Raw genomic sequence first — 24,356 nt, forward strand, 5'->3', positions numbered from 1 at the left:
GTGCGCGTCAACGTCAGTCGTCCAACCCCCGTCGGCGATCAACCCGCTAGTCTCAGCCGTATAACGTCCGCGACACGGCGGCGCGCCCGCCAAGCGTAGGGGCGCACCAAGCGATATGTTCTTGCGCACAACACGAATATCACCGACGCGATTCACCTCTATCGGTCGCATCGCCGTGGAGCAAGCGGGTAGCGTCGGGAAATACACGCGACATAGCACGACCAACACGGTGAACAGGAAGTAGGCCCCCAGCACCATGGCGCGCATCGGAGACGGCGGCGACTTGCTGAAGTGCTCGTTCTGCGGCAAGAGCCAGAAGCAGGTCAAGAAGCTCATCGCGGGGCCTGGCGTGTACATCTGCGATGAATGCATAGATCTCTGCAACGAAATCATTGAAGAGGAACTGGCCGACGCCGACGACGTAAAACTCGACGAATTACCCAAGCCCGCCGAGATCCGGGAGTTCCTGGAGGGCTACGTCATCGGGCAGGACACCGCCAAGCGGACGTTGGCCGTCGCGGTCTACAACCACTACAAGCGCATTCAGGCCGGTGAGAAAGGCCGTGAATCCCGCTCCAGCGAGTCCGTCGAGCTGACCAAGTCCAACATCCTGATGCTTGGGCCGACTGGCTGCGGAAAGACCTATCTGGCCCAGACCCTGGCCAAGATGCTCAACGTCCCGTTTGCGATCGCCGATGCGACCGCGCTGACCGAGGCCGGCTACGTCGGTGAAGACGTCGAGAACATTCTGCTCAAGCTGATCCAGGCCGCCGACTATGACGTCAAGCGGGCCGAGACCGGCATCATCTACATCGACGAGGTCGACAAGATCGCCCGAAAGAGCGAGAACCCGTCGATCACCCGCGATGTCTCCGGCGAAGGCGTGCAGCAGGCGTTGCTGAAGATCCTGGAAGGCACGCAGGCTTCGGTGCCCCCGCAGGGCGGCCGCAAGCACCCGCACCAGGAGTTCATCCAGATCGACACGACCAATGTCCTGTTCATCGTGGCGGGCGCGTTCGCCGGTCTGGAGAAGATCGTCTCCGATCGCGTCGGCAAGCGTGGCCTGGGCTTCGGAGCCGAGGTGCGTTCCAAGGCCGAGATCGACACCACCGACCACTTCGCCGAGGTCATGCCCGAGGACCTGATTAAGTACGGCCTGATTCCCGAGTTCATCGGGCGTCTGCCGGTGGTCGCCTCGGTGACGAACCTGGACAAGGAGTCGCTGGTCACGATCCTGTCGGAGCCCAAGAACGCCCTTGTCAAGCAGTACACCCGGCTGTTCGAGATGGACAACGTCGAACTCGAGTTCAGCCAGGACGCGCTGGAGGCGATCGCCGAACAGGCCATTCACCGCGGCACCGGTGCTCGTGGGCTGCGCGCGATCATGGAAGAGGTCCTGCTGCCGGTGATGTACGACATCCCGAGCCGCGACGACGTCGCCAAGGTCGTGGTGACCAAGGAGACCGTGCAGGACAACGTGCTGCCGACGATCGTGCCGCGCAAGCCTTCGCGTGCCGAGCGTCGCGACAAGAGCGCCTGACTCTGCTGCGTGCCCGTTAGACATTGAGCGCCGACGCCGCGGAGGCGGTGCCGGGTCGCATTGCTCGTGCGCTGGATCTGTCGAATTTCTTTCTCGCCGATGTGCGCGACGGCCTCGGCCCCTACCTGTCGATCTACCTGCTGCTGACCCATCACTGGGATCAGGCCTCGATCGGGTTCGTGATGGGGATCGGCGGCATCGCTGCGATCGCCGCACAGACGCCAGTCGGTGCGCTCGTGGACCGAACCTCCGCCAAGCGCGCGCTGATCGTCGCTGGCGCGTTGACCGTCACCGTCGGGACGTTGGCGCTGCCGCTGTTACCGCAATTCGCCGCGATCTCGGTGCTGCAGGCGCTGACCGGAATCGCCGGTTCGGTCTTCGCGCCGGCGCTGGCCGCGATCACCCTGGGTGTTGTCGGGGCCCGGCGCTTCTCCCGGCGGATCGGGCGTAACGAGTCGTTCAACCACGCCGGCAATGCGACCGCCGGCGCCATCACCGGGGGACTGGCCTACGCCTTCGGCCCGGTGGTCGTGTTCTGGGTGCTGGCGGCGATGGCTGCGCTGAGCGTTGCGGCCACCCTGTGGATCCCTGGCGAGGCGATCGACCATGACCGGGCCCGCGGCATGGACCACGCGGCGGGCGACGCCCACCTGCCAGCGTCCGGGTTCGCGGCGCTGCTCCGCGACCGCAGACTGCTGATTTTCGCCGCGGCCATGGCTGCATTTCATCTCGCCAACGCTGCGATGCTGCCGTTGGTCGGGCAAGTCCTTGCCCTGCAGAACAAAGACGTCGGCACCGCGTTGATGGCGGCGTGCGTGGTGGCCGCGCAGGTCGTGATGGTGCCGATGGCCTACCTGGCCGGCGTCAAGGCCGACAGTTGGGGTCGCAAGCGGATCTTTCTGATCGGCTTCGCGTTCCTGACCGCGCGGGGCTTCCTCTACACGCTGTCCGATAATCCCTACTGGCTGGTCGGTGTCCAGGTTCTCGACGGCGTCGGAGCCGGGATCTTCGGGGCACTGTTCCCGCTTGTCGTGCAGGACCTCACCCACGGCACCGGACGATTCAATCTCAGCTTGGGCGCGTTGACGACGGTATGGGGTGTCGGCGCCGCCGTCTCGAACGTCGTCGCCGGCTGGATCGTTGTCGTCGCGGGCTACCGCGCGGCCTTTCTTTCGCTGGGAATCATCGCCGCTTCGGGCCTCGTGCTCTACGCGGCGGCCATGCCGGAGACCGGGCCCAGCGCGGCCCGAAAACCGGGTTAGCCCAGGCTGGCGGGCCTCCCCCAAATGGGGGAGGCAATGTTACTGGCGCGTAACTTCGATTCTTAGACTTTTTCGGCCGGCAAAAGTGACCAACGCCACACTTTGTCCTAGCTTGGATCGCCCGCGTGTGTCTGACCTCGTACTTTGATGACGAGGGCGTAGCGTGGCGGTAAGGACGGGCGTCCCTGAATCCCTAAGAGAAGTGCAATAATCGGTACCGCCAGTGACATAAAGATCGGTCAGGGCAGCGCTCGGACGATTCGCCCCGATTTCGGCGACATGCCGGGGCGGTGAACAGCTACGGAAGGCGGCGACGTGGGTCCGAACGGAAACGGAGCCGACGCGGCGCGCCCCGAACGGAGAAAACCAGAAAAACTGGAAAAGATCGTCATCCGTTTCGCTGGGGACTCCGGCGACGGTATGCAGCTCACCGGCGACCGATTCACTTCCGAGGCAGCGCTTTTCGGCAACGACCTGGCCACCCAACCGAGCTACCCCGCCGAGATCCGTGCGCCGCAGGGCACGTTGCCCGGCGTGTCGTCATTCCAGATCCAAATCGCCGACTACGACATCCTGACCGCCGGTGACCGGCCCGACGTGCTCGTCGCGATGAACCCGGCGGCGCTGAAGGCCAACATCAGCGACCTGCCGATCGGCGGACTGGTGATCGCCAACTCCGACGAGTTCACCAAGCGCAACCTCGCCAAAGTCGGCTACGACAACAACCCGCTGGAATCCGGCGAGCTGACCGACTACAAGGTCGAAGCCGTCGCGATGACCACCCTGACCCTCGGTGCCGTCGAGGCCATCGGTGCCACCAAGAAGGACGGCCAGCGCGCCAAGAACATGTTCGCGCTCGGCCTGCTGTCCTGGATGTACGGGCGACCGATCGAGACCAGCGAGCAGTTCATCCGCGAGAAGTTCGGCCGCAAGCCCGACATCGCCGAGGCGAACGTGCTGGCCCTCAAGGCCGGCTGGAACTACGGCGAGACAACCGAAGCTTTCGCCGTCACCTATGAGGTGTCGCCGGCCAAGCTGCCGGCCGGTGAATACCGCCAGATCTCCGGCAATACGGCGCTGTCGTACGGCATCGTCACCGCCGGTCAGCTCGCCGACCTCCAGGTCATGCTGGGTAGCTACCCGATCACGCCGGCGTCGGACATCCTGCACGAGCTGTCCAAGCACAAGAACTTCAACGTCCTGACCTTCCAGGCGGAGGACGAGATCAGCGGTATCTGCGCCGCGCTGGGCGCCTCGTACGGGGGTGCGCTCGGCGTCACCAGCACGTCGGGTCCCGGCCTGTCGCTGAAATCCGAAGCGCTGGGTCTCGCAGTGATGACCGAGTTGCCACTGATCGTCATCGATGTGCAGCGCGGCGGGCCGTCGACCGGTCTGCCGACCAAGACCGAGCAGGCCGACCTGCTACAGGCGCTCTACGGGCGCAACGGCGAGTCGCCGGTGGCCGTGCTGGCGCCGCGGTCGCCGTCGGACTGCTTCGACGTGGCGCTGGAGGCGGTGCGCATCGCGGTGTCGTATCACACCCCGGTGCTGATCTTGTCCGACGGCGCGATCGCGAACGGCTCCGAGCCCTGGCGAATCCCGAATGTTGATGATCTGCAACCCATTCAGCACACCTTCGCCAACCCCGACGAGCCGTTCATGCCGTACGCCCGCGACCCGGAGACCCTGGCCCGCCTGTTCGCCATCCCCGGCACGCCCGGGCTCGAGCACCGCATCGGCGGGCTGGAATCCGCGAACGGAACCGGCGCTATTTCCTACGACCCGGCCAACCATGACCTGATGGTCCGGTTGCGGGAAGCCAAGATCGAGGGAATCTCCGTCCCGGATTTGGAAGTCGACGATCCGACCGGTGACGCTGAACTGCTGCTGATCGGCTGGGGCAGCTCTTACGGCCCGATCGGCGAGGCCTGCCGGCGTGCGCGGCGCAACGACATCAAGGTCGCGCACGCTCATCTACGCCATCTGCGCCCGTTCCCGGCCAACCTGGGTGAGGTGCTGCGCCGCTACCCGCAGGTGGTGTGCCCGGAGATGAACCTGGGCCAACTCGCGCTGCTGCTTCGCGGAAAGTATCTCGTCGACGTGCAATCGGTCACCAAGGTTCAGGGCGTCGCGTTCCTGGCCGACGAGGTGGGACGCGTCATCCGCGCGGCGCTGGGCGGCAGGCTGGCCGAAATCGAGCAAGACAAGAGAATGGTCGCGCGACTGGCGGCGGCCACGGTTGGAGCAGGGAGCTAGTTGGATGACTGACCTGATCGGCGCAGACCTGGGCCTCACGGACTTGCTGTCCGGGCACGGCCGCGTGCCCACGACGGACCAACCGCAGAAGGCCAAGGACTTCACCAGCGACCAAGAGGTCCGCTGGTGCCCGGGATGCGGCGACTACGTCATCCTCAACACGATGCGAAACTTCTTGCCCGAGTTGGGATTGCGGCGCGAGAATATCGTCTTCGTCAGCGGCATCGGGTGCTCGAGCCGGTTCCCGTACTATCTGGAGACCTACGGTCTGCACTCGATCCACGGCCGGGCGCCGGCGATCGCGACCGGCCTGGCGCTGTCACGTGAGGATCTCTCGGTCTGGGTCGTCACCGGCGACGGCGACGCGTTGTCGATCGGTGGTAATCACTTGATCCACGCCTTGCGGCGCAACATCAACCTAACCATCCTGCTGTTCAACAACCGGATCTACGGCCTGACCAAGGGCCAGTACTCGCCGACCTCCGAGGTCGGAAAGGTCACCAAGTCGACGCCGATGGGCTCGCTGGACCAGCCGTTCAACCCGGTATCGCTGGCACTGGGCGCCGAGGCGAGTTTCGTTGGGCGCGCCCTGGATTCGGACCGCAAGGGTCTCTCGGAGGTGCTGCGCGCCGCCGCCCAGCACCGGGGCTCCGCGCTCGTCGAAATCCTGCAGGACTGCCCCATCTTCAACGACGGCTCGTTCGACGCGCTGCGCAAAGAGGGCGCTGAGGAGCGGGTGATCAACGTCCACCACGGCGAGCCGATCGTGTTCGGCTCAGGCGACGAATACTGCGTCGTGCGCTCCGGATTCGGCCTCGACGTGGCCAAGACCGCGGACGTCGATGTCAGCGAGATCGTGGTGCACGACGCGCACGCCGACGACTCCGCGTACGCCTACGCCTTGTCCCGGCTGTCGCAGCAGAACCTCGAGCACACGGTGATGGGTATCTTCCGTCAGGTCAGCCGGCCCACCTATGATGATGCTGCGCGGTCGCAGATCCAGGCCGCGCAAGAATCGAAGCCCTCCGACCGCGCCGCCCTGCAGTCGCTGCTGCACGGCCGTGACACTTGGACCGTGAACTGACATGACTGCAGTGGGTAAGCCGGCTTCACTTGCCGGCGTAGTGGTGGCCGCGGGCGCATCGCCCTGGGAGGGCCGCGTCAAAGCGCTCAAGCAGGCTCCCGATGGGCACACCACGGCGGTCGAACACGTCGTGAGCGTTCTCGGGCAGCGGTGCCAGCCGATCTTCGTGGTGACCTCGCCGGGTCAGTCGCTGCCGGAACTGTCGGCACAGGTGGTGCGTGATGATCTGCGCGGGGGTGGCCAGCTGTCCGCGATCGGTCGTGGGTTGCGTGCCGCCGCCGATTCCGGTGCCGAGTACGCCTTTTTGGCTTCCGTTGACTCAACGGTCCTGAGCGCGGACGTGATCGACCTGCTTGCGGCCCGCGCGGCCCAGGGCGACGCCGACATCGTGTTGCCGTGGGACGGCAGCAACCATTATCTGGCCGCGGTATATCGGACCGAATTAGCTGCTGTCGTAGACGATCTCGTTGCTGAGGGCGCGCGCGGCATTCCCGCTTTGGTCGCTCGGGTCGACTCGCAGCGGGTTCTGATCGGCGATTCGGGAGCGCCGGTCGAGGCCACGTCGGCCTCGGCTCGGCGCAGCCTGCTCAACACTGCACGCTGACCGCGAATTCGCATTTTCCTCAACACGATTCACCGCACCGCCGGTGAGTTTGACATTCGTGCGTGCCGTTGGAATCGAATGCTGTTGGCGCACAGTCACTTAACGCCTTTGGATCATCAGTTCCGGACAGCTGGATAGCTCGTCGCGGCGAAATTTCTTGCGGCGCGCCGAAATTAGCGTGTGATCTTGACTACTTCTCACGCGAGCGGTTCGCGCATCAAACGGTCTCTTCTGGTGCCGTTTTCATACCGAAAACCGGTGGTGCAGCTCACAAAAAGTGGGTGATATGACTCACCATCGGGTGCGAATTCGCGGAAACTGACACCGTCGACAAACATGCGGTTGACCTGCGGGGTCCATCGTCTGCGCAGACGCAACCGGGCGGTAATCGACGCCGCACACCGGCGTGTCTCGAGATGACGAGTGCCGCGCATTTCTCGTACGGTCCGTGGCGACCTGAAAAGGCCAAAGAAAAATCGAATCCACGGACCCGCGTGTGAGCGGGGGCTACGGACGGCGACGATGCCCCCGTGCGGCCGCCGGGCACTGGCCCGGACCGGCTGCAGATGCCCCTGCTGTCGTGCCTGATCGAGACGGCGCGATTCGAAGTATCCAACCTGCCAAGAACTGGCACTCAGCCCTATCAACGGGCTTGCTTCGGCGTGCGCACCCGCGAAAGGAACGATGTTGAACAACGTCCGCCAGACACTTCGCATGGCTGCGCTCACTGCGGTGATCACTTCGGCCCCGCTGAGTCTGTCCACCGCGATTGCCTCCGCCGATTTCGAGCGGGTGAGCCTGACCGCGCCGTCGGCGCCGTTCGAGACGGCCGCCTTCGTGCCTGCTCCAGTCCCGCCGCCGGCCGACAACGCTCCGGACGCGGCGCCGGCGCCGGACGCCGCGCCAGCGGCCGATGTGGCCCCGGCCGACCTGCCACCGGCCCCGGAAGCGCCCGCTCCTGCCCCGGAGGCGCCCGCGGCTGCACCGGAGGCGCCCGCGCCGGCGCCGGAGGCACCTGCACCCGCCCCGGAGGCGCCTGCTGACCCCGCCCCTGCGCCGGAGGAAGCGCCGGCGCCGAAGAGGGCCTACAGCGTCAACTGGGACGCCATTGCCGGCTGCGAGTCGGGTGGCAACTGGGCGATCAGCACTGGCAACGGCTACTCCGGTGGTCTGCAGTTCACGTCGAGCACGTGGCGTTCCAACGGTGGCTCGGGTTCCCCGAACGGCGCGAGCCGTGAGGAGCAGATCCGGGTGGCCGAGAACGTGCTGCACACGCAGGGCATCGGCGCGTGGCCGGTCTGCGGCCGTCGCGGCTGAACCAACTCATCACTGACAAACGGCGGTGGTCGGGCTCCGGCCCGCCACCGCCGTTTGGCGTTCTCTGCAGGTCGGGGATCAGGGTGCCGGGCATACACCGGTTGCCCTGTGTTACGAACGATTCATGACGGCAACGGCATTCGACAGCCTTGACGACTATCTGGCGCTGCCGCGGGTTTCCGGTCTTGCGGTCTCAGCCGATGGGTCGCGGGTGGTGACCACGGTTGCCGTACTCAACGACAAGCGGTCCGAGCACATCAGTGCCGTCTGGGAACTCGATCCGGCCGGCCAACGCCCCGCGTGCCGTCTCACCCGCAGCGCCCACGGAGAGTCGTCACCGACATTCACGGCTGACGGCGATCTGTTGTTCCTCTCGTCGCGGCCGACCGCGGAGAACTCCGACGAGGGTACAAAGTCGCCCGCCTCGCTGTGGCGACTGCCCGCCGGCGGCGGCGAGGCGGTCGAGGTTTCGCGGATGCCGGGCGGAATCAGCGCCGTACAAACCGCACGCGGCGCCGAGGCCGTCGTCGTTGGGGCGGCCATGCTGTCGGCGGCCCGCGACGTCGACGATGATCGTCGGCTGCGTGATCTCCGTAACGACTCATCGGTGACCGCGATCCTGCACTCCGGCTATCCAGTTCGCTTCTGGAACACCGACATCGGCCCCGACGAACCGCACCTGCTCGACGCCGACGCACGGCGTGACCTGACTCCGCGACCCGGTAACGCCCTGCGCGCCGCCGGCTTTGACGACGTCGACTTCGACATCAGCGCAGACGGCCGCTTCCTTGTGACGACCTGGCAGCTCACCGGGCCCGGACCCACCCAACGGTCGGTGCTGATGCAGATCGACCTGGCGTCCGGAGAGCGACGGGTCATCGCCGACGATGCCGATGCCAATCTCGAGCACCCCGCGATCGCACCGGACGGCTCGGGCGTCGCCTACGCCCGCCAAACCATCTCGACCCCCGACCGGGCTCCGCGAACGACGTTGCAGTATTTGCGATTCGGCGATCAGCCCCGACCGGTCGCCGACGGTTGGGATCGCTGGCCGAGTTCGATCGCCTGGTCCAGCGATGGCACCGCGCTGGTCGTCACCGCCGACCAGGACGGGCGCGCACCGGTGTTCAGCGTCGACGTGCGGACCTCGGCGGTCACCCAGCTCACCCATGACGATTTCGGCTACACCGATGTGGTTGCTGCACCGGCCGGCGTGCTGTACGCGTTGCGGAGTTCGTATGCGGCACCGCCTCATCCGGTTCGCATCGACCCCGACGGCACAGTCACGACGCTGCCGTGCATCGAGTTACCCACTCTTGCAGGCACATTGACTGAAGTGGCAACGACGGCCGCCGACGGGTCGAGGGTGCGATCGTGGTTGGTGCTGCCAGCCGGTTCAGCACCGGCCCCGTTGCTGCTCTGGGTCCACGGCGGTCCGTTGGGCAGCTGGAACAGCTGGGCGTGGCGATGGAATCCGTGGCTGATGGCATCCCATGGCTACGCGGTGCTGCTGCCCGATCCGGCGCTGTCGACCGGATACGGACAGGATTTCATCCAGCGGGGTTGGGGCGCCTGGGGTGGACCACCGTTCGACGATCTGATGGCGGCGACCGACGCGGCGTGTGAGCACCCCCGCGTCGACGCGACCCGGATCGCCGCGATGGGCGGGTCGTTCGGCGGATACATGGCCAACTGGATCGCGGGCCACACCGACCGGTTCGCCGCGATTGTCACCCACGCCAGTTTGTGGGCACTCGACCAGTTCGGGCCGACCACCGACACGGCCTATTACTGGCGCCGGGAAATGACACCGGAGATGACGGCGGCCAACTCGCCGCACCGCTTCGTCGGCAACATCAGCACGCCGATGCTGGTGATCCACGGCGATAAGGACTATCGGGTGCCGATCGGTGAAGGTCTGCGGCTCTGGTACGAGCTGTTGGCCAGCTCGGCGCTGCCCGCCGGCGACGACGGCAGCAGTCCGCACAGGTTTTTGTATTTCCCCTTTGAGGACCACTGGGTGCTCGCGCCGCAGCACGCCAAGATCTGGTACGAGGTGGTGATCGCCTTCCTGGCTGAGCACGTGCTGGGGGAAAGCGCCGAATGGCCGGAGGCGCTCGGAGTACCGTCGCGCCCGTGACTGCAACGCGGGAATTCGACATCGTCGTGTACGGCGCGACCGGCTTCGTCGGCAAGTTGACGGCCGAGTATCTGGCCCGGGCCGGCGGCACGGCGCGGATCGCGCTGGCCGGCCGCTCGACCGACCGTCTGCTGGCGATCCGGGAAACGCTGGGGGAGTCGGCGCAGTCCTGGGAGGTCCTGACCGCCGACGCGTCGTCACCGAAGACGCTGGATGCGATGGCCGCCCGGACCCAGGTCGTCGTCACGACGGTCGGTCCCTACAGCAAATACGGACTGCCGCTGGTCGCGGCGTGTGCGGCCGCAGGCACCGACTATGCGGACCTGACCGGAGAACCCCCGTTCATCCGCGACAGCATCGACCTGTATCACAAGCAGGCCCAGGACACCGGCGCGCGCATCGTGCACGCGTGCGGATTCGATTCCATCCCTTCGGATCTCACCGTCTACGCGCTCTACCGCAGGGCGCTGGAAGACGGCGCGGGCGAGCTCCTCGGCACCGACTTCGTGGTACGCGCGATGTCGGGGGGGCTGTCCGGCGGGACCATCGCCTCGGGCGTGGAAATGTTGGACGCCGTGTCGAGGGATCCCGACGTGCGCCGACAGTTCGCCGATCCCTACACGCTGAGCCCGGATCGTGGCGCCGAACCCGAACTCGGTGCGCAACCCGACCTGCCATGGCGTCGCGGCCGCCAGATCGCGCCGGAGCTGACCGGGCTGTGGACCGCGGGATTCATGATGGCGGGGCCAAACACGCGAATTGTCCGGCGCAGCAACGCATTACAGGATTGGGCCTATGGCCGGCGGTTCAAATACAGCGAGCACATGAGCGTGGGCTCGTCGGCGGCGGCGCCGGTGGTGTCTGCGGCGATCAGCGGGATCGGCAGCGCGATGACCGCACTGGGCAGTCGCTACTTCCGGCTGTTGCCGCGCCGGTTGGTCGAACGGGCGTTACCCAAACCCGGCACCGGCCCCAGCGAGACCGCTCGCGAGCGTGGCTATTACAAGGTCGAGACCTACACCACCACTGCGTCCGGCGCCCGCTACATCGCCACCATGGCCCAGCGTGGCGACCCCGGCTACAAGGCGACCGCGGTGCTGTTGGGCGAGAGCGGGCTGGCGCTGGCACAGGACCGCACAGCCCTCTCCGAACTGCGCGGAGTGCTGACACCGGCGGCGGCGATGGGAGACGCGCTGCTGGCGCGATTCTCGGCGGCCGAGGTCTCGCTGGAGACCGCGCGGCTGATGCACCGCTGAACCCGGCGACCGGGTCTAGAGAGAACCCTGTCGGGCAAGATCAGCTGGCGCTAGTGTCGTCTCAGAATCACACCATCCCAGCAACGTTAGGTGGACGGGTCCATGGCTGGCCTTGAAGATCTTCTGTCTCAGATTCCTACCGGTGACATCGCCAGCAAGCTCGGCGTCGACGAAGGCGAAGTCAACAAAGCGGTGCATCTGCTGGTACCGGTGCTGGTCGGCGGACTGCAAGAGAATGCACAGGACCCCGATCACGCCACCAACATCGAGTCGGCGGCCGACAACCACGCCGCCAGCGGCCTGCTCGACGGCGGCGTGAGCCTCGACCACGTCAACGAGGCGGACGGTCAACAAGCCATCGCGAAGATCTTCGGCGGCAACGACGCAGCGCAGGTGGCCAGTGCACTGGCTGGCGGCGGCGGGGGCAACAGCGATCTGCTCAAGCAGTTGCTGCCGATCCTCGCGCCCATCGTTCTCGCCTACATCGGCAAGCAACTCGGCCAAAAGAACGAACCCGCCAAGCAGGAGGCCTCCTCCGGCGGTGCGCTCAACGATGTGCTGGGCAGCATCCTCGGCGGAGTTGCCGGTGGCAACAAGTCGCTTGGCACGGTGTTGGGCAACGTGCTGGGCGCCAAGGCGGGCGACATCCTCGGCGGACTGTTCGGCAAGAAGTAGGCCTGGGTCGCTCACGGCCGCCCGCGACGGGCGGTGTTCGTTGCACGCGTCGGTCCTTTCTAGACTTGACGTGTGACCACTAGCTCAGAACGCGCCGCTGACACGCGGGCTGACGACCTGCCGAAGGCGTGGGACCCGGGCGCGGTCGAGAGCGAGATCTATCAGCGCTGGGTGGAGGCCGGCTATTTCGCAGCGGACCCGACGAGCGGCAAGCCCGGATATTCGATCGTGTTGCCGCCGCCGAACGTGACCGGCAGCCTGCACATGGGCCACGCGCTCGAGCACACCATGATGGACGCGCTGACCCGTCGCAAGCGCATGCAGGGTTACGAGGTGCTCTGGCAACCAGGGATGGACCACGCGGGCATCGCCACCCAGAGCGTCGTCGAAAATCAACTCGCCGTGGACGGCAAGACCAAAGAGGACTTCGGCCGCACGCTGTTCATCGACAAGGTGTGGGACTGGAAGCGCGAATCGGGCGGTGCCATCGGCGGTCAGATGCGCCGACTCGGCGACGGTGTGGACTGGAGCCGCGAACGCTTCACCCTGGATGAGGGCCTGTCGCGGGCGGTGCGCACCATCTTCAAGCGGCTTTATGACGCGGGCTTGATCTATCGGGCCGAACGGCTGGTCAACTGGTCACCGGTGCTCGAGACCGCGATCTCCGACCTCGAGGTCAAGTACGAAGATGTCGAGGGCGAACTGGTCTCGTTCCGGTACGGCTCGATGAACGACGACGAGCCGCACATCGTGGTCGCCACCACCCGGCTCGAAACGATGCTGGGTGACACCGCAATCGCCGTGCATCCCGACGACGACCGGTACCGGGATCTGGTTGGCCAGACGCTGCCGCATCCCTTCGTCGAGCGCGACATCGTGATCGTCGCCGACGGGCACGTGGATCCCGAATTCGGCACGGGCGCAGTCAAGGTGACGCCCGCACACGATCCCAACGACTTCGAGATCGGGCTGCGGCACAACCTGCCGATGCCCACCATGCTCGACACCAAGGGACAGATCGCGGGCACCGGAACGCAGTTCGACGGCCAGGACCGCTTCGAGGCGCGGGTGAGCATCCGCGAGGCGCTGGCCGCGCAGGGTCGGATCGTGGCCGAGAAGCGTCCGTATCTGCACAGTGTCGGACACTCCGAGCGCAGCGGCGAACCGATCGAGCCGCGGTTGTCACTGCAGTGGTGGGTCCGGGTGGAATCGCTGGCTAAAGCCGCTGGTGATGCGGTTCGTCACGGCGACACCGTGATCCATCCCGCCAGCATGCAGCCGCGCTGGTACGCCTGGGTCGACGATATGCACGACTGGTGCATCTCGCGGCAGCTGTGGTGGGGTCACCGGATTCCGATCTGGTACGGACCGGACGGCCAGCAGACGTGCGTGGGTCCCGACGACGCTCCGCCCGAGGGCTGGGAGCAGGATCCCGATGTCCTCGACACCTGGTTCTCGTCGGCGCTGTGGCCGTTCTCCACGTTGGGTTGGCCGGAGAAGACGCCGGATCTGGAAAAGTTCTATCCGACAAGCGTTCTGGTGACCGGCTACGACATCATCTTTTTCTGGGTGGCTCGGATGATGATGTTCGGCACCTTCGTCGGCGGCGATGACGCGATCACCCTGGACGGCCGCCGCAGCCCGCAGGTGCCGTTCAAGGATGTCTTCCTGCACGGGTTGATCCGCGATGAGTCCGGCCGCAAGATGAGCAAGTCCAAAGGCAACGTGGTCGACCCGCTGGATTGGCTGGACCTCTACGGCGCCGACGCGCTGCGGTTCACCCTGGCCCGCGGCTCCAGCCCCGGCAGCGATCTCAGCGTCGGTGAAGACCACGTCCGGGCTTCGCGCAACTTCGTCACGAAGCTGTTCAATGCGACCCGGTTCGCGTTGATGAACGGTGCGGCGTTGCAACCGCTTCCGGCCGACGACGAGCTGACTGACGCCGACCGCTGGATCCTCGGCCGGTTGGAAGAAGTTCGCGCCGAGATCGATTCGGCGTTCGACTCGTACGAGTTCAGCCGCGCGTGCGAAAGCCTCTACCACTTCACCTGGGACGAATTCTGCGACTGGTATCTGGAGTTGGCCAAGACGCAGGTTGCCGACGGCCTGTCGCACACCACCGCCGTATTGGCTGCCGCGCTGGACACGCTGCTGCGGCTGCTGCACCCGGTGATCCCGTTCGTCAGCGAGGCGCTGTGGCAGGCGCTGACGTCGGGGGAGTCGCTCGTCATCGCCGACTGGCCGGCACCGTCCGGTATCACGCTGGACACCGCTGCCGCGCAACGGATCACCGACATGCAGAAGCTGGTCACCGAGATCCGGCGGTTCCGCAGCGATCAGGGGCTGGCCGACCGACAGAAAGTGCCGGCGCGCTTGTCCGGCATCGACACCGCCGACCTGAGCACGCAGCTCGGTGCCGTGTCCTCGCTGGCGTGGGTGACCGGGCCGGCCGCCGACTTCACGCCCTCGGCGTCGCTGGAGGTCGGGCTCAAGGGCGGCATCGTCCTTGTCGAACTCGACACCTCGGGGACCATCGATGTAGCCGCCGAGCGTCGCCGCCTGGAGAAGGATCTGGCCGCCGCCCAGAAAGAATTGGCCTTCACCACAGCGAAATTGGGAGACCCGGAATTCATGGCCAAGGCGCCTGAGGCTGTCGTCGCCAAGCAACGGGAGCGGCAACGGATCGCGCGTGAGGAAACGGACCGGATCACCGCCAGGTTGGCCGGGCTGAAGTGACGATGGAACCCGAACCCGACGACGAGGTACTCGCTGAGGTTCCACCCACCCCGGACGAGATCGCCGCACTGCTGCAGGTCGAGCACTTGCTCGACCAACGCTGGCCGGAAACGAAGATCGAGCCCAGTCTGGACCGAATCTCGGCGCTGATGGATCTGCTCGGCTCGCCGCAACGCAGTTACCCGTCGATCCACATTGCCGGCACCAACGGCAAAACCTCGGTGGCGCGGATGGTGGACGCGCTGCTGACCGCGCTGCAGCGGCGCACCGGGCGTACCACCAGTCCGCACCTGCAGTCGGCGGTCGAGCGGATCGCGATCGACGGAAAACCCATCAGCCCAGCGACATACGTGGCGACCTACACCGAGCTCGAGCCGTTCATCCAGATGATCGACGAACAGTCGCAAGCGGGTGTCTTCGGCAAGGCTGGCCCGCGACTGAGCAAGTTCGAGGTGCTCACCGCGATGGCGTTCGCGGCGTTCGCCGATGCCCCGATCGACGTGGGGGTGGTCGAGGTCGGTCTCGGCGGACGCTGGGACGCCACCAACGTGATCGACGCGCCGGTCGCGGTGATCACCCCGATCAGCGTCGACCATGTCGAGTTCCTCGGCGAGGATATCGCCGGCATCGCCGCTGAGAAAGCCGGCATCATCCGCCGAGCCGAGGACGGCGCCCCGGACACCGTGGCGATCATCGGTCGTCAGGTGCCGGAGGCCATGGAGGTGGTGCTGGCGCAGACGGTGCGCGCCGATGCCGCTGTCGCGCGCGAGGATTCGGAGTTCGCGGTGCTCCGCCGCCAGATCGCGATCGGTGGCCAGCTGCTGGAGCTGCAGGGCCTCGGCGGGGTGTACAGCGAGGTGTTCCTCCCGCTGCACGGCGAACACCAAGCTCACAACGCGGCGCTCGCACTGGCGGCGGTGGAGGCGTTCTTCGGGGCCGGTCCGCAGCGTCAACTCGACATCGACGCTGTGCGAGCCGGATTCGCCGCGGCAACCAGTCCCGGTCGGCTGGAGCGGATGCGCAGTGCGCCGACGGTTTTCGTCGACGCAGCGCACAACCCGGCGGGTGCGGCGGCGCTGGCCCAGACCCTGGCCGAGGAGTTCGACTTCCGGTTCCTGGTCGGTGTGGTCAGCGTGATGGGTGATAAGGATGTCGGCGGCATCCTGAGCGCCCTCGAGCCGGCGTTTGATCGAATCGTGGTGACCCACAACGGATCACGGCGGGCGCTGGACGTCGAATCGTTGGCGCTCACCGCGCAGCAGTACTTCGGGCCGGACCGGGTGGACACCGCCGAGAACCTGCGCGACGCGATCGACACCGCCACCGCGCTGGTCGATGACGCCGGGGCCGAAGACGAGTCGTTCGCCGGCACGGGCATCGTCGTCACCGGCTCGGTTGTGACCGCCGGCGCCGCTCGTTCGCTGTTCGGTCGTGATCCCGCATGAGCGCGCTGGACCCGCAGCCCGAGACGCCAAAACCGGACCCGTGGAAGAGCTTTCGCGGAGTCACGGCCGGCACGCTGATCCTGGAGGCGATTGTGGTGCTGCTGGCACTGCCGGTGGTCGGGGCGATCGGCGGCGGGCTGAACGCGGTTGCTCTGACGTATCTGCTCGGTTTGACGGCGATCCTGATCGTCCTTGCGGGGCTGCAGGGCCGGCCGTGGGCGATCTGGGCGGACCTCGGCGTGCAACTGATACCGATCGCCGGATTCGCGCTCTATCCGGGTGTCGGCATCATCGGCCTGATCTTCGCCGCAGTGTGGGCGTTGATCGCCTACGTGCGTGCGGAGGTGCTGCGGCGGGAGCGGCTCGGGTTGCTCCCCGGTCAAGACGGGCCGCCGGACTGAAATCCAGTACGCTGTGCGCCGTGACGAGCGGTAATGAGCAGACCCTGCTGTTGATCAAGCCCGATGGGGTCGAGCGGCGCCTGCTGGGCGAAATCCTCGGCCGCGTCGAGCGCAAGGGCCTGACCATTGCGGCGCTGGAGTTGCGGACCGTCAGCGAGGAGCTGGCCCGCAAGCACTACGCCGAGCACGACGGCAAACCCTTTTTCGGCTCCCTGGTCGAGTTCATCACATCATCCCCGCTGGTAGCGGCGATTATCGAGGGCCCGCGGGCGATCGCGGCCATCCGGCAACTCGCGGGCGGAACCGACCCGGTGGAGAAGGCGCTGCCAGGCACCATCCGCGGCGATTTCGGCCTCGAAACGCAGTTCAACCTGGTGCACGGCTCCGATTCGTCGGAGTCCGCGGAGCGCGAGATCGCGCTCTGGTTCGCCCACGCTGGATAACGGGTCGGCCGCACCTGGTCCGACCCGGTAGCCCGGTATGGGACACTGATAGTCGGGTGAACGTTGCCGGACCGGCTTAGGAACGTCGACAGGCGCCCGAATGAAGACTTCGACAAGCGCGACCACCGCGAATCGCGGCGCGGCTGTCCAGCCATCATTCAGACCGGCACCGAGTGTGTTCGACCCGAACTGCTCGGGGCAAGACCATCACAAGCCCGGGAGGAAGTGACCCGGGTACATAGCGAAGCCCTCGCGTGGCCGCGTCGAAAGGACGCGCCCGAGGGCTTGAGGAGAATACGTGACAAACGGTGGCCCATTCTCAGAAGTCCCGGACGAGTCGTCGCAGCCAGAAGACCTGCCAGAGCGCCTGAGGGTCCATTCCCTGGCGCGGGCGCTGGGAACGACCAGCCGGCAGGTGCTCGACGCGCTGACCGAGCTCGACGGCCGGGTCCGCAGTGCCCACTCGACGGTGGAACGCGTCGACGCCGTCCGGGTTCGCGACCTGCTCGCCAACGCTCCGGCGGCCGTCGCCGCGTCGGCCACCGCGGCCAAAGCGGGTGCGACCAGCGACGCCGAGGAACCCGAATCGCGGCTGATGCTGGAGACCCCGCCGGCCGACCGTCCCGAATACATGCCGCTGTTCGTGGCACCCCAGCCCGTCAAGCGGGTCGAGGTCCTGGAGAAACCCGCCAAGTCCGACGAGGCCGAACCCGACGTCGCCGAGTCCGACGACGACGATGACGACGACTTCGACGGCGACGGAGACGCGGACGACGACCAGTCCGACCGGCCGGCCAATCGCCGTCGCCGCCGCGGACGTCGCGGACGGGGCCGCGGCCGCGGCGAGCAGAACGGCTCCGACAACGGCTCCGGCGACGGCAGCAAACCAGACTCCGATGACGATTCGGACGACGACTCCGCGGACGACACGGACGACTCCGATGGCTCCGACGACGACAACGGTTCCGGCGATGGTGCCACCAAGCGCCGCCGTCGCCGCCGTCGCCGCAAGTCCGGTTCCGGTGACGACTCTGACGACAATTCGTCGCCGGACGACCCGCCGAACACCGTGGTGCACGAGCGCGCACCCCGGGCCAAGAGCAAACCCGACTCCGGCAACAACGAGATCCAGGGCATCGACGGCTCGACAAGGCTCGAGGCCAAACGACAGCGTCGCCGCGACGGCCGTGACGCCGGCCGCCGGCGCCCGCCGGTCCTGACCGAAGCCGAATTCCTGGCCCGCCGCGAGGCGGTCGAGCGGGTGATGGTGGTCCGCGACAAGATGCGCACCGAACCGCCGCAGCAGGGCAGCCGCTACACCCAGATCGCCGTACTCGAAGACGGCATCGTCGTGGAGCACTTCGTCACCAGCGCTGCCTCGGCCTCCCTGGTCGGCAACATCTACCTAGGCATCGTGCAGAACGTGCTGCCGTCGATGGAGGCGGCGTTCGTCGACATCGGCCGCGGCCGCAACGGCGTGCTCTACGCCGGCGAGGTGAACTGGGAGGCCGCCGGCCTCGGCGGTTCCAACCGCAAGATCGAGCAGGCGCTCAAGCCCGGTGACTACGTCGTCGTGCAGGTCAGCAAGGACCCCGTCGGCCACAAGGGCGCCCGGCTGACCACGCAGGTGTCGCTGGCCGGCCGCTACCTGGTGTACGTGCCCGGGGCCTCGTCGACCGGCATCAGCCGCAAACTTCCCGACACCGAACGCCAGCGGCTCAAGGAGATCCTCCGCGAGGTCGTACCGGCCGACGCCGGCGTGATCATCCGCACCGCGTCCGAAGGCGTCAAAGAAGACGACATCCGCGGAGACGTCAACCGGCTGCAGGAGCGGTGGAATGAGATCGCCGAGCTGGCCGAGCAGACCAAGAAGAAAGCGGCCGGTGCCGCCGTCGCGCTCTACGAAGAGCCCGACGTTCTGGTCAAGGTCATCCGCGACTTGTTCAACGAGGACTTCAAGCAGCTGATCGTTTCCGGCGAGGACGCCTGGACCACCATCAACGAGTACGTGAATTCGGTTGCGCCCGAACTTGTCTCGAAGCTGAACCAATATCAGCCGGCCGCGGACGACGGCCCGGATGTCTTCGCGGTGCACCGCATCGACGAGCAACTGGCCAAAGCGATGGACCGCAAGGTCTGGCTGCCCTCTGGTGGCACGTTGGTCATCGACCGGACCGAGGCGATGACCATCGTCGACGTCAACACCGGCAAGTTCACCGGCTCGGGCGGCAACCTCGAGCAGACCGTCACCAAGAACAACCTCGAGGCGGCCGAAGAGACCGTGCGTCAGCTGCGGCTGCGCGACATCGGCGGCATCATCGTCATCGACTTCATCGACATGGTCCTCGAGTCCAACCGCGACCTGGTGTTGCGACGGCTGACCGAGGCGTTGGCCCGCGACCGCACCCGCCACCAGGTGTCGGAGGTGACCTCGCTGGGTCTGGTGCAGCTGACCCGCAAGAAGCTGGGTACCGGCCTGATCGAAGCCTTCTCGACGACGTGTCCGCACTGCAGCGGCCGCGGGATCATGCTGCACGGCGATCCGGTCGACTCGGCCCCGTCGACCGGCCGCAAGTCGGAGACCGGCAGCCGCCGCGGTCGACGGGCCAAGAAGGGCAAGACCGAAGAGCCCGCCGTCGCGAGCGTGCCGGTGCATGCGCCCGGCGAGCATCCGATGTTCAAAGCCATGGCCGCTGCCAACGGTGGCCATGACGAGGACGGCGAGGTGACGCACGGCGACGACACCGACAACGTGCCCGCCGATCAGCACGAGGGCAACGCCGAAGCCGATGAGCAGCTGCAGAAGCTGGCTGCCAAGGAGGCGGCGGAAGAAGACCTCGAGGACGACGACTTCGACGACAGTGACGACGATGATTCGGATGACGACTCCGACGAGGACGACACCGAACAGGTCGACCTCGACGACGACGATGACGACCTCGATGACGAGGACGATCTCGACGACGACGACGACGACGATGACGACGACGACGAGGACGATCTCGACGACGACGATGACGACGACGAGGACTCCGATCGGGCGCAGGAGTCGCACGTTGCCGCCGTTTCTGCCGCCGACGGACGGCCCCGCAGGCGACGGTCCGCCGCCCGCCCCGCCGGTCCACCCGCCCACGAGGACTGATCGGCGGACCGACAGGCCGGTTTGACCCTGTAGCCGCTGGTCACGTACCCTTGACCAGTTGTCGCCAGGCCCGCTGGCCTGCCAGTAGCTGGCAGACACCCCCAATCAGCCCGCGCACGCTCATGCTGGGTGGCGCCCGCGAGATTCAGAAGAAGAGGTAGACGTAACCATGGCGACCTACGCAATCGTCAAGACCGGCGGTAAGCAGTACAAAGTTGCCGTCGGTGACGTCGTCAAGGTCGAGAAGCTCGACTCCGAGCCGGGCGCCCAGGTGTCGCTTCCGGTCGCCCTGGTCGTCGACGGCGCCGACGTCACCTCCGAGGCAGCCGCACTGGCCAAGGTCGCGGTCACCGGTGAGGTGCTCGAGCACACCAAGGGCCCGAAGATCCGCATCCACAAGTTCAAGAACAAGACCGGCTACCACAAGCGTCAGGGTCACCGTCAGCAGCTGACGGTCCTGAAGGTCACCGGAATCAAGTAGGAGGCGTCAGGCATGGCACACAAAAAGGGCGCATCCAGCTCACGAAACGGTCGCGATTCAAACTCGCAGCGGCTGGGCGTGAAGCGATTCGGTGGCCAAGTCGTCAAGGCCGGCGAGATCATCGTGCGCCAGCGCGGCACGCACTTCCATCCCGGCGTCAACGTCGGCCGTGGCGGCGACGACACGCTGTTCGCCAAGGCGGCGGGCGCCGTCTTCTTCGGCGTCAAGCATGGCCGCAAGACGGTCAATATCGTCTCGGCCGCGGCCGATCTTCCTGCGACCAAGTGACCACTCGTCGAGTGTGAGGGCGCGCTAGCTTCACGCTCGATGAGTTAGAGGAATTCCGATGGCTCCTCGGTTTGTCGATCGCGTCGTGATCCACGCGCGCGCCGGCTCCGGTGGTAACGGCTGTGCCTCTGTCCACCGCGAGAAATTCAAGCCACTCGGCGGACCCGACGGTGGCAATGGTGGCCACGGCGGCAGCATTGTGCTGGTCGTCGACCCGCAAGTGCACACCCTGCTCGACTTTCACTTCCACCCGCACGTGGCTGCGGCGTCGGGCAAGCAGGGCATGGGCGGTAACCGCGCCGGCGCTGCCGCTCCCGATCTGGAGATCAAGGTGCCCGACGGCACCATCGTGGTCGACGAGAACGGCCGCATGCTTGCCGATCTGGTCGGCGCCGGCAGCCGCTTCGAAGCCGCCGCCGGCGGTCGCGGCGGGTTGGGCAACGCAGCGCTGGCATCCCGCGCCCGGAAAGCCCCCGGATTCGCGCTGCTGGGCGAAAAAGGCGAAGAACGCGACTTCACCCTGGAACTCAAGACGGTCGCCGACATCGGGCTGATCGGATTCCCGTCAGCCGGCAAATCCTCACTGGTGTCGACTATCTCAGCGGCCAAGCCGAAAATCGCCGACTACCCATTCACCACGCTGGCCCCCAATCTCGGGGTGGTGTCCGCAGGGGAGCGCACCTTCACGGTCGCCGACGTGCCGGGCCTGATCCCGGGTGCCTCGCAAGGCCGCGGTCTGGGTCTGGACTTCCTGCGCCACATCGAGCGGTGCGCGGTGCTGGTACACGTGGTGGACTGCGCGACCGCCGAACCGGGTCGCGACCCGATCTCCGACATCGACGCGCTCGAGGCCGAGCTGGCTGCCTACACCCCTACCCTGCAAGGGGATTCGACGCTGGGCGATCTGGTGGAACGCCCACGCGCGGTGGTGCTCAACAAGATCGATGTGCCGGAAGCCCGCGAGATGGCCGATTTCGTCCGCGACGAGATCGCCGAACGCGGGTGGCCGGTGTTCACGGTGTCGGCGGTTGCCCGAGAGGGGCTGCAGCCGTTGATCTTCGGGCTGGCCAACATGGTCAAGGAGTACCAGGCCGCGCAGCCGGTGCTGGTGCCGCGACGACCGGTGATTCGTCCGGTGCCCGTCGACGAGTCCGGCTTCACGGTGGCGTCCGACGGGGAGGGCGGGTTCGTGGTCCGCGGCCGGCGGCCCGAGCGCTGGATCGCTCAGACCAGCTTCGACAACGACGAAGCGGTCGGCTATCTCGGCGACCGTCTGGCCCGACTCGGGGTCGAGGACGAGCTGATGAAGTTAGGCGCCCGTCCGGGCTGCGCGGTCACCATCGGCGACGTCACGTTCGATTGGGAGCCACAGACGCCGTCCGGTCTGGACACCCTATTGACCAGACGAGGTACCGACCCGCGCCTGGACACCGACGACCGGGTCCGCGCCGAGGAACGCAAGGCGGCACGCAAGCAACGCCGCGGCGCCAGCGACGATGAGTAATAGTGTTGCGCGCGAGGCTGTTCGGACTGCACGCAGCGTCGTCGTCAAGGTCGGCACCACCGCACTGACCACCCCGACCGGCATGTTCGATGCCAGTCGGCTGGCTGGGCTCGTCGACGCCATCGAGGCGCGGATGAAGGCCGGTTCCGACGTCGTCATCGTGTCCTCGGGCGCCATCGCCGCGGGCATCGAGCCGCTGGGGCTGAGCAAACGGCCCACCGACCTGGCCACCAAGCAGGCCGCGGCCAGTGTCGGTCAGGTGGCGTTGGTCAACGCCTGGAGCGCCGCGTTCGCCCGCTACCAGCGCAGTGTCGGTCAGGTACTGCTGACCGCGCACGACGTCTCGATGCGGGTGCAGCACAACAACGCTCAACGCACACTCGACCGGCTGCGGGCACTGCACGCGGTGGCGATCGTCAACGAGAACGACACGGTGGCCACCAACGAGATCCGGTTCGGCGACAACGATCGGCTCTCCGCGCTGGTGGCGCATTTGGTCGGCGCCGATGCGCTGATCCTGCTCAGCGACATCGACGGCCTGTACGACGCCGACCCGCGCAGGTCCGACGAATCACATTTCATCGCAGAGGTTTCCGGGTCGGACGACCTGGACGGCGTGATCGCCGGGCAGGGCAGCCACCTGGGTACCGGCGGCATGGCATCGAAACTGTCTGCGGCGCTGCTGGCCGCCGACGCCGGCGTTCCGGTGCTGCTGGCCGCGGCCGCCAACGCCGAAGCGGCGCTGGCGGACGCCTCGGTGGGTACCGTCTTCGCCCCGCGACCCAACCGCATGTCAGCGCGCCGGTTCTGGGTGCGCTACGCCGCCGAGGCCGCCGGAGTATTGACCCTGGACCATGGCGCCGTGAATGCTGTTCTGGGTCAACGGCGTTCGCTGCTGCCCGCAGGAATTACCGCGCTGGACGGCCGCTTTCACGGCGGCGACGTCGTCGATCTGAACGGGCCCGACGCGGTTCTGGTTGCTCGCGGGGTGGTCGCCTACGACGCCGCCGAACTGGCCACCATGATCGGCCGGTCGACGTCGGACCTGCCCGCGGAGCTACGCCGGCCCGCCGTCCACGCCGACGACCTGGTTGCCGTCTAGCCCTTGGGTATCGGTGTGAGATACAAAGCACCCCAAGCGATTTCGGTCAACGTTGTGGTCAGTTCGGCATCGTATGCGGGCGGCCTGTTCGGCAGGTTCTGCTGACAGGCCCGTTCGACCATCCAGCTGAGCGCGCTGGCCGTGGTAGCAGCGGGCAGTTCTCGGCGAATCGAGCCGTCGGCCTGGCCGTCCTCGATGACCTGCGTGAGTCGGCTGGAGATTCCGGTGAGCAGCTCGCGGTAGGTCGCCGCCACCAGCGGGTCATACCCGGCCATCTCGTTGAGCGCGACCAGGACGGGTTGATGTCGCCGGTAGCTGGCGATGATGCCGCCCATCGCGGCTCGGACATCGTCGGGGTCGTGCCGCCACGCCACCTCCCACCAGAGCTCGGCGCTGTCGGCGAGATCGCCGAACACCTGGCCGGCCAAGCGCCGCAGCAAGTCGCCTTTGTCCTCGAAATAGATGTAGAAGTTGGCCCGCGACATCCCAGCCTCAGTAGCGAGTCGGTCGACGCTGAGTTCGGTGAAGCTCGCACCGTCGCGCATCAGCCGCTCGGTGGCATCCAGCAGTCGACGTTCGATCTGCTCACGTCGCTCCTGCCGCTTGGCTTGCGGCTTACGGGTGACCGACGGCATGGTCGACAGTATGACACCTTGACTAGACACGCTGTCTAGTTTTAG

General features: G+C 66.7%; 19 protein-coding genes. 18 read left to right on the plus strand and 1 reads right to left on the minus strand.

The genetic code is table 11. The annotated features are described in order from the left end of the window. The first annotated feature begins 256 nt into the window (after nt 1–256). From clpX to proB, 18 genes are all read left to right on the plus strand, one after another. Complete coding sequence (gene clpX / locus ACQY5A_RS16860) at nt 257–1,540, plus strand: ATP-dependent Clp protease ATP-binding subunit ClpX (protein ID WP_428341439.1); 1,284 nt, start codon at nt 257–259, stop codon at nt 1,538–1,540. A gap of 23 nt (nt 1,541–1,563) precedes the next feature. After that, nucleotides 1,564–2,802 carry an MFS transporter gene (locus ACQY5A_RS16865; RefSeq protein ID WP_428341440.1) on the plus strand — a complete coding sequence of 413 codons (1,239 nt, stop codon included), beginning with the start codon at nt 1,564–1,566 and terminating at the stop codon, nt 2,800–2,802. Between the two features lie 315 nt (nt 2,803–3,117). Next, nucleotides 3,118–5,058, plus strand: a complete 1,941-nt coding sequence (locus ACQY5A_RS16870; RefSeq protein ID WP_428341441.1) for a 2-oxoacid:acceptor oxidoreductase subunit alpha — start codon at nt 3,118–3,120, stop codon at nt 5,056–5,058. 4 nt (nt 5,059–5,062) lie between these two features. Beyond that, nucleotides 5,063–6,142: a 2-oxoacid:ferredoxin oxidoreductase subunit beta gene (locus ACQY5A_RS16875; protein WP_428341442.1), complete on the plus strand. Its 1,080-nt coding sequence runs from the start codon at nt 5,063–5,065 to the stop codon at nt 6,140–6,142. 1 nt (nt 6,143) lies between these two features. Further along, nucleotides 6,144–6,746, plus strand: a complete 603-nt coding sequence (gene mobA / locus ACQY5A_RS16880) for a molybdenum cofactor guanylyltransferase (protein WP_428341443.1) — start codon at nt 6,144–6,146, stop codon at nt 6,744–6,746. Nucleotides 6,747–7,433: 687 nt separating this feature from the next. After that, nucleotides 7,434–8,063 carry a transglycosylase family protein gene (locus tag ACQY5A_RS16885; protein ID WP_428341547.1) on the plus strand — a complete coding sequence of 210 codons (630 nt, stop codon included), beginning with the start codon at nt 7,434–7,436 and terminating at the stop codon, nt 8,061–8,063. A 124-nt stretch (nt 8,064–8,187) separates the two neighbouring features. Continuing rightward, nucleotides 8,188–10,203 (plus strand): prolyl oligopeptidase family serine peptidase, encoded by a 2,016-nt coding sequence (locus ACQY5A_RS16890; protein ID WP_428341444.1) that lies wholly within the window; start codon nt 8,188–8,190, stop codon nt 10,201–10,203. Continuing rightward, nucleotides 10,200–11,459 carry a saccharopine dehydrogenase family protein gene (locus ACQY5A_RS16895; RefSeq protein ID WP_428341445.1) on the plus strand — a complete coding sequence of 420 codons (1,260 nt, stop codon included), beginning with the start codon at nt 10,200–10,202 and terminating at the stop codon, nt 11,457–11,459. Before ACQY5A_RS16890 ends, ACQY5A_RS16895 begins: the two co-directional genes overlap by 4 nt. A gap of 102 nt (nt 11,460–11,561) precedes the next feature. Then, on the plus strand, nt 11,562–12,134 hold the full coding sequence (locus tag ACQY5A_RS16900; RefSeq protein WP_428341446.1) for a DUF937 domain-containing protein: 573 nt from the start codon (nt 11,562–11,564) through the stop codon (nt 12,132–12,134). 72 nt (nt 12,135–12,206) lie between these two features. Then, the gene (locus tag ACQY5A_RS16905; protein WP_428341447.1) at nt 12,207–14,870 is read left to right on the plus strand and encodes a valine--tRNA ligase; all 2,664 of its coding nucleotides are present in this window, start codon (nt 12,207–12,209) and stop codon (nt 14,868–14,870) included. Nucleotides 14,871–14,872: 2 nt separating this feature from the next. Beyond that, entirely contained in the window at nt 14,873–16,315 is a 1,443-nt protein-coding gene (folC, locus tag ACQY5A_RS16910) for a bifunctional tetrahydrofolate synthase/dihydrofolate synthase (RefSeq protein WP_428341548.1), read from the plus strand. After that, the gene (locus tag ACQY5A_RS16915; protein WP_428341448.1) at nt 16,312–16,716 is read left to right on the plus strand and encodes a DUF4233 domain-containing protein; all 405 of its coding nucleotides are present in this window, start codon (nt 16,312–16,314) and stop codon (nt 16,714–16,716) included. Before folC ends, ACQY5A_RS16915 begins: the two co-directional genes overlap by 4 nt. 20 nt (nt 16,717–16,736) lie before the next feature. After that, nucleotides 16,737–17,159, plus strand: coding sequence for a nucleoside-diphosphate kinase (gene ndk / locus ACQY5A_RS16920; RefSeq protein ID WP_428341449.1), 423 nt, complete (start codon nt 16,737–16,739; stop codon nt 17,157–17,159). A 298-nt stretch (nt 17,160–17,457) separates the two neighbouring features. After that, nucleotides 17,458–20,301, plus strand: coding sequence for an Rne/Rng family ribonuclease (locus tag ACQY5A_RS16925; protein ID WP_428341450.1), 2,844 nt, complete (start codon nt 17,458–17,460; stop codon nt 20,299–20,301). Between the two features lie 169 nt (nt 20,302–20,470). Further along, nucleotides 20,471–20,782, plus strand: coding sequence for a 50S ribosomal protein L21 (gene rplU, locus ACQY5A_RS16930; RefSeq protein ID WP_428341451.1), 312 nt, complete (start codon nt 20,471–20,473; stop codon nt 20,780–20,782). 12 nt (nt 20,783–20,794) lie between these two features. Beyond that, the gene (rpmA, locus tag ACQY5A_RS16935; RefSeq protein WP_428341452.1) at nt 20,795–21,070 is read left to right on the plus strand and encodes a 50S ribosomal protein L27; all 276 of its coding nucleotides are present in this window, start codon (nt 20,795–20,797) and stop codon (nt 21,068–21,070) included. Nucleotides 21,071–21,128: 58 nt separating this feature from the next. Next, nucleotides 21,129–22,574 (plus strand): GTPase ObgE, encoded by a 1,446-nt coding sequence (gene obgE, locus ACQY5A_RS16940; RefSeq protein WP_428341453.1) that lies wholly within the window; start codon nt 21,129–21,131, stop codon nt 22,572–22,574. Next, nucleotides 22,567–23,676 (plus strand): glutamate 5-kinase, encoded by a 1,110-nt coding sequence (gene proB, locus ACQY5A_RS16945; protein WP_428341454.1) that lies wholly within the window; start codon nt 22,567–22,569, stop codon nt 23,674–23,676. Before obgE ends, proB begins: the two co-directional genes overlap by 8 nt. On the opposite strand, the gene ACQY5A_RS16950 is transcribed toward proB, so the two are convergent. Continuing rightward, nucleotides 23,673–24,311, minus strand: coding sequence for a TetR/AcrR family transcriptional regulator (locus tag ACQY5A_RS16950; protein WP_428341455.1), 639 nt, complete (start codon nt 24,309–24,311; stop codon nt 23,673–23,675). The genes proB and ACQY5A_RS16950 overlap by 4 nt on opposite strands. Nucleotides 24,312–24,356 lie beyond the last annotated feature (45 nt).

This window comes from Mycobacterium sp. (genome assembly GCF_965277065.1).
GTDB lineage: Bacteria > Actinomycetota > Actinomycetes > Mycobacteriales > Mycobacteriaceae > Mycobacterium.

What these genes read in the sequence shown, in the direction of transcription:
- clpX (WP_428341439.1), top strand. Translation starts at nt 257, where the DNA reads ATGGCGCGCATCGGAGACGGCGGCGACTTGCTGAAGTGCTCGTTCTGC.
- ACQY5A_RS16875 (WP_428341442.1), top strand. Translation starts at nt 5,063, where the DNA reads ATGACTGACCTGATCGGCGCAGACCTGGGCCTCACGGACTTGCTGTCC.
- mobA (WP_428341443.1), top strand. Translation starts at nt 6,144, where the DNA reads ATGACTGCAGTGGGTAAGCCGGCTTCACTTGCCGGCGTAGTGGTGGCC.
- ACQY5A_RS16890 (WP_428341444.1), top strand. Translation starts at nt 8,188, where the DNA reads ATGACGGCAACGGCATTCGACAGCCTTGACGACTATCTGGCGCTGCCG.
- ACQY5A_RS16900 (WP_428341446.1), top strand. Translation starts at nt 11,562, where the DNA reads ATGGCTGGCCTTGAAGATCTTCTGTCTCAGATTCCTACCGGTGACATC.
- folC (WP_428341548.1), top strand. Translation starts at nt 14,873, where the DNA reads ATGGAACCCGAACCCGACGACGAGGTACTCGCTGAGGTTCCACCCACC.
- ACQY5A_RS16915 (WP_428341448.1), top strand. Translation starts at nt 16,312, where the DNA reads ATGAGCGCGCTGGACCCGCAGCCCGAGACGCCAAAACCGGACCCGTGG.
- rplU (WP_428341451.1), top strand. Translation starts at nt 20,471, where the DNA reads ATGGCGACCTACGCAATCGTCAAGACCGGCGGTAAGCAGTACAAAGTT.
- rpmA (WP_428341452.1), top strand. Translation starts at nt 20,795, where the DNA reads ATGGCACACAAAAAGGGCGCATCCAGCTCACGAAACGGTCGCGATTCA.
- obgE (WP_428341453.1), top strand. Translation starts at nt 21,129, where the DNA reads ATGGCTCCTCGGTTTGTCGATCGCGTCGTGATCCACGCGCGCGCCGGC.
- proB (WP_428341454.1), top strand. Translation starts at nt 22,567, where the DNA reads ATGAGTAATAGTGTTGCGCGCGAGGCTGTTCGGACTGCACGCAGCGTC.
- ACQY5A_RS16950 (WP_428341455.1), bottom strand. Translation starts at nt 24,311, where the DNA reads ATGCCGTCGGTCACCCGTAAGCCGCAAGCCAAGCGGCAGGAGCGACGT.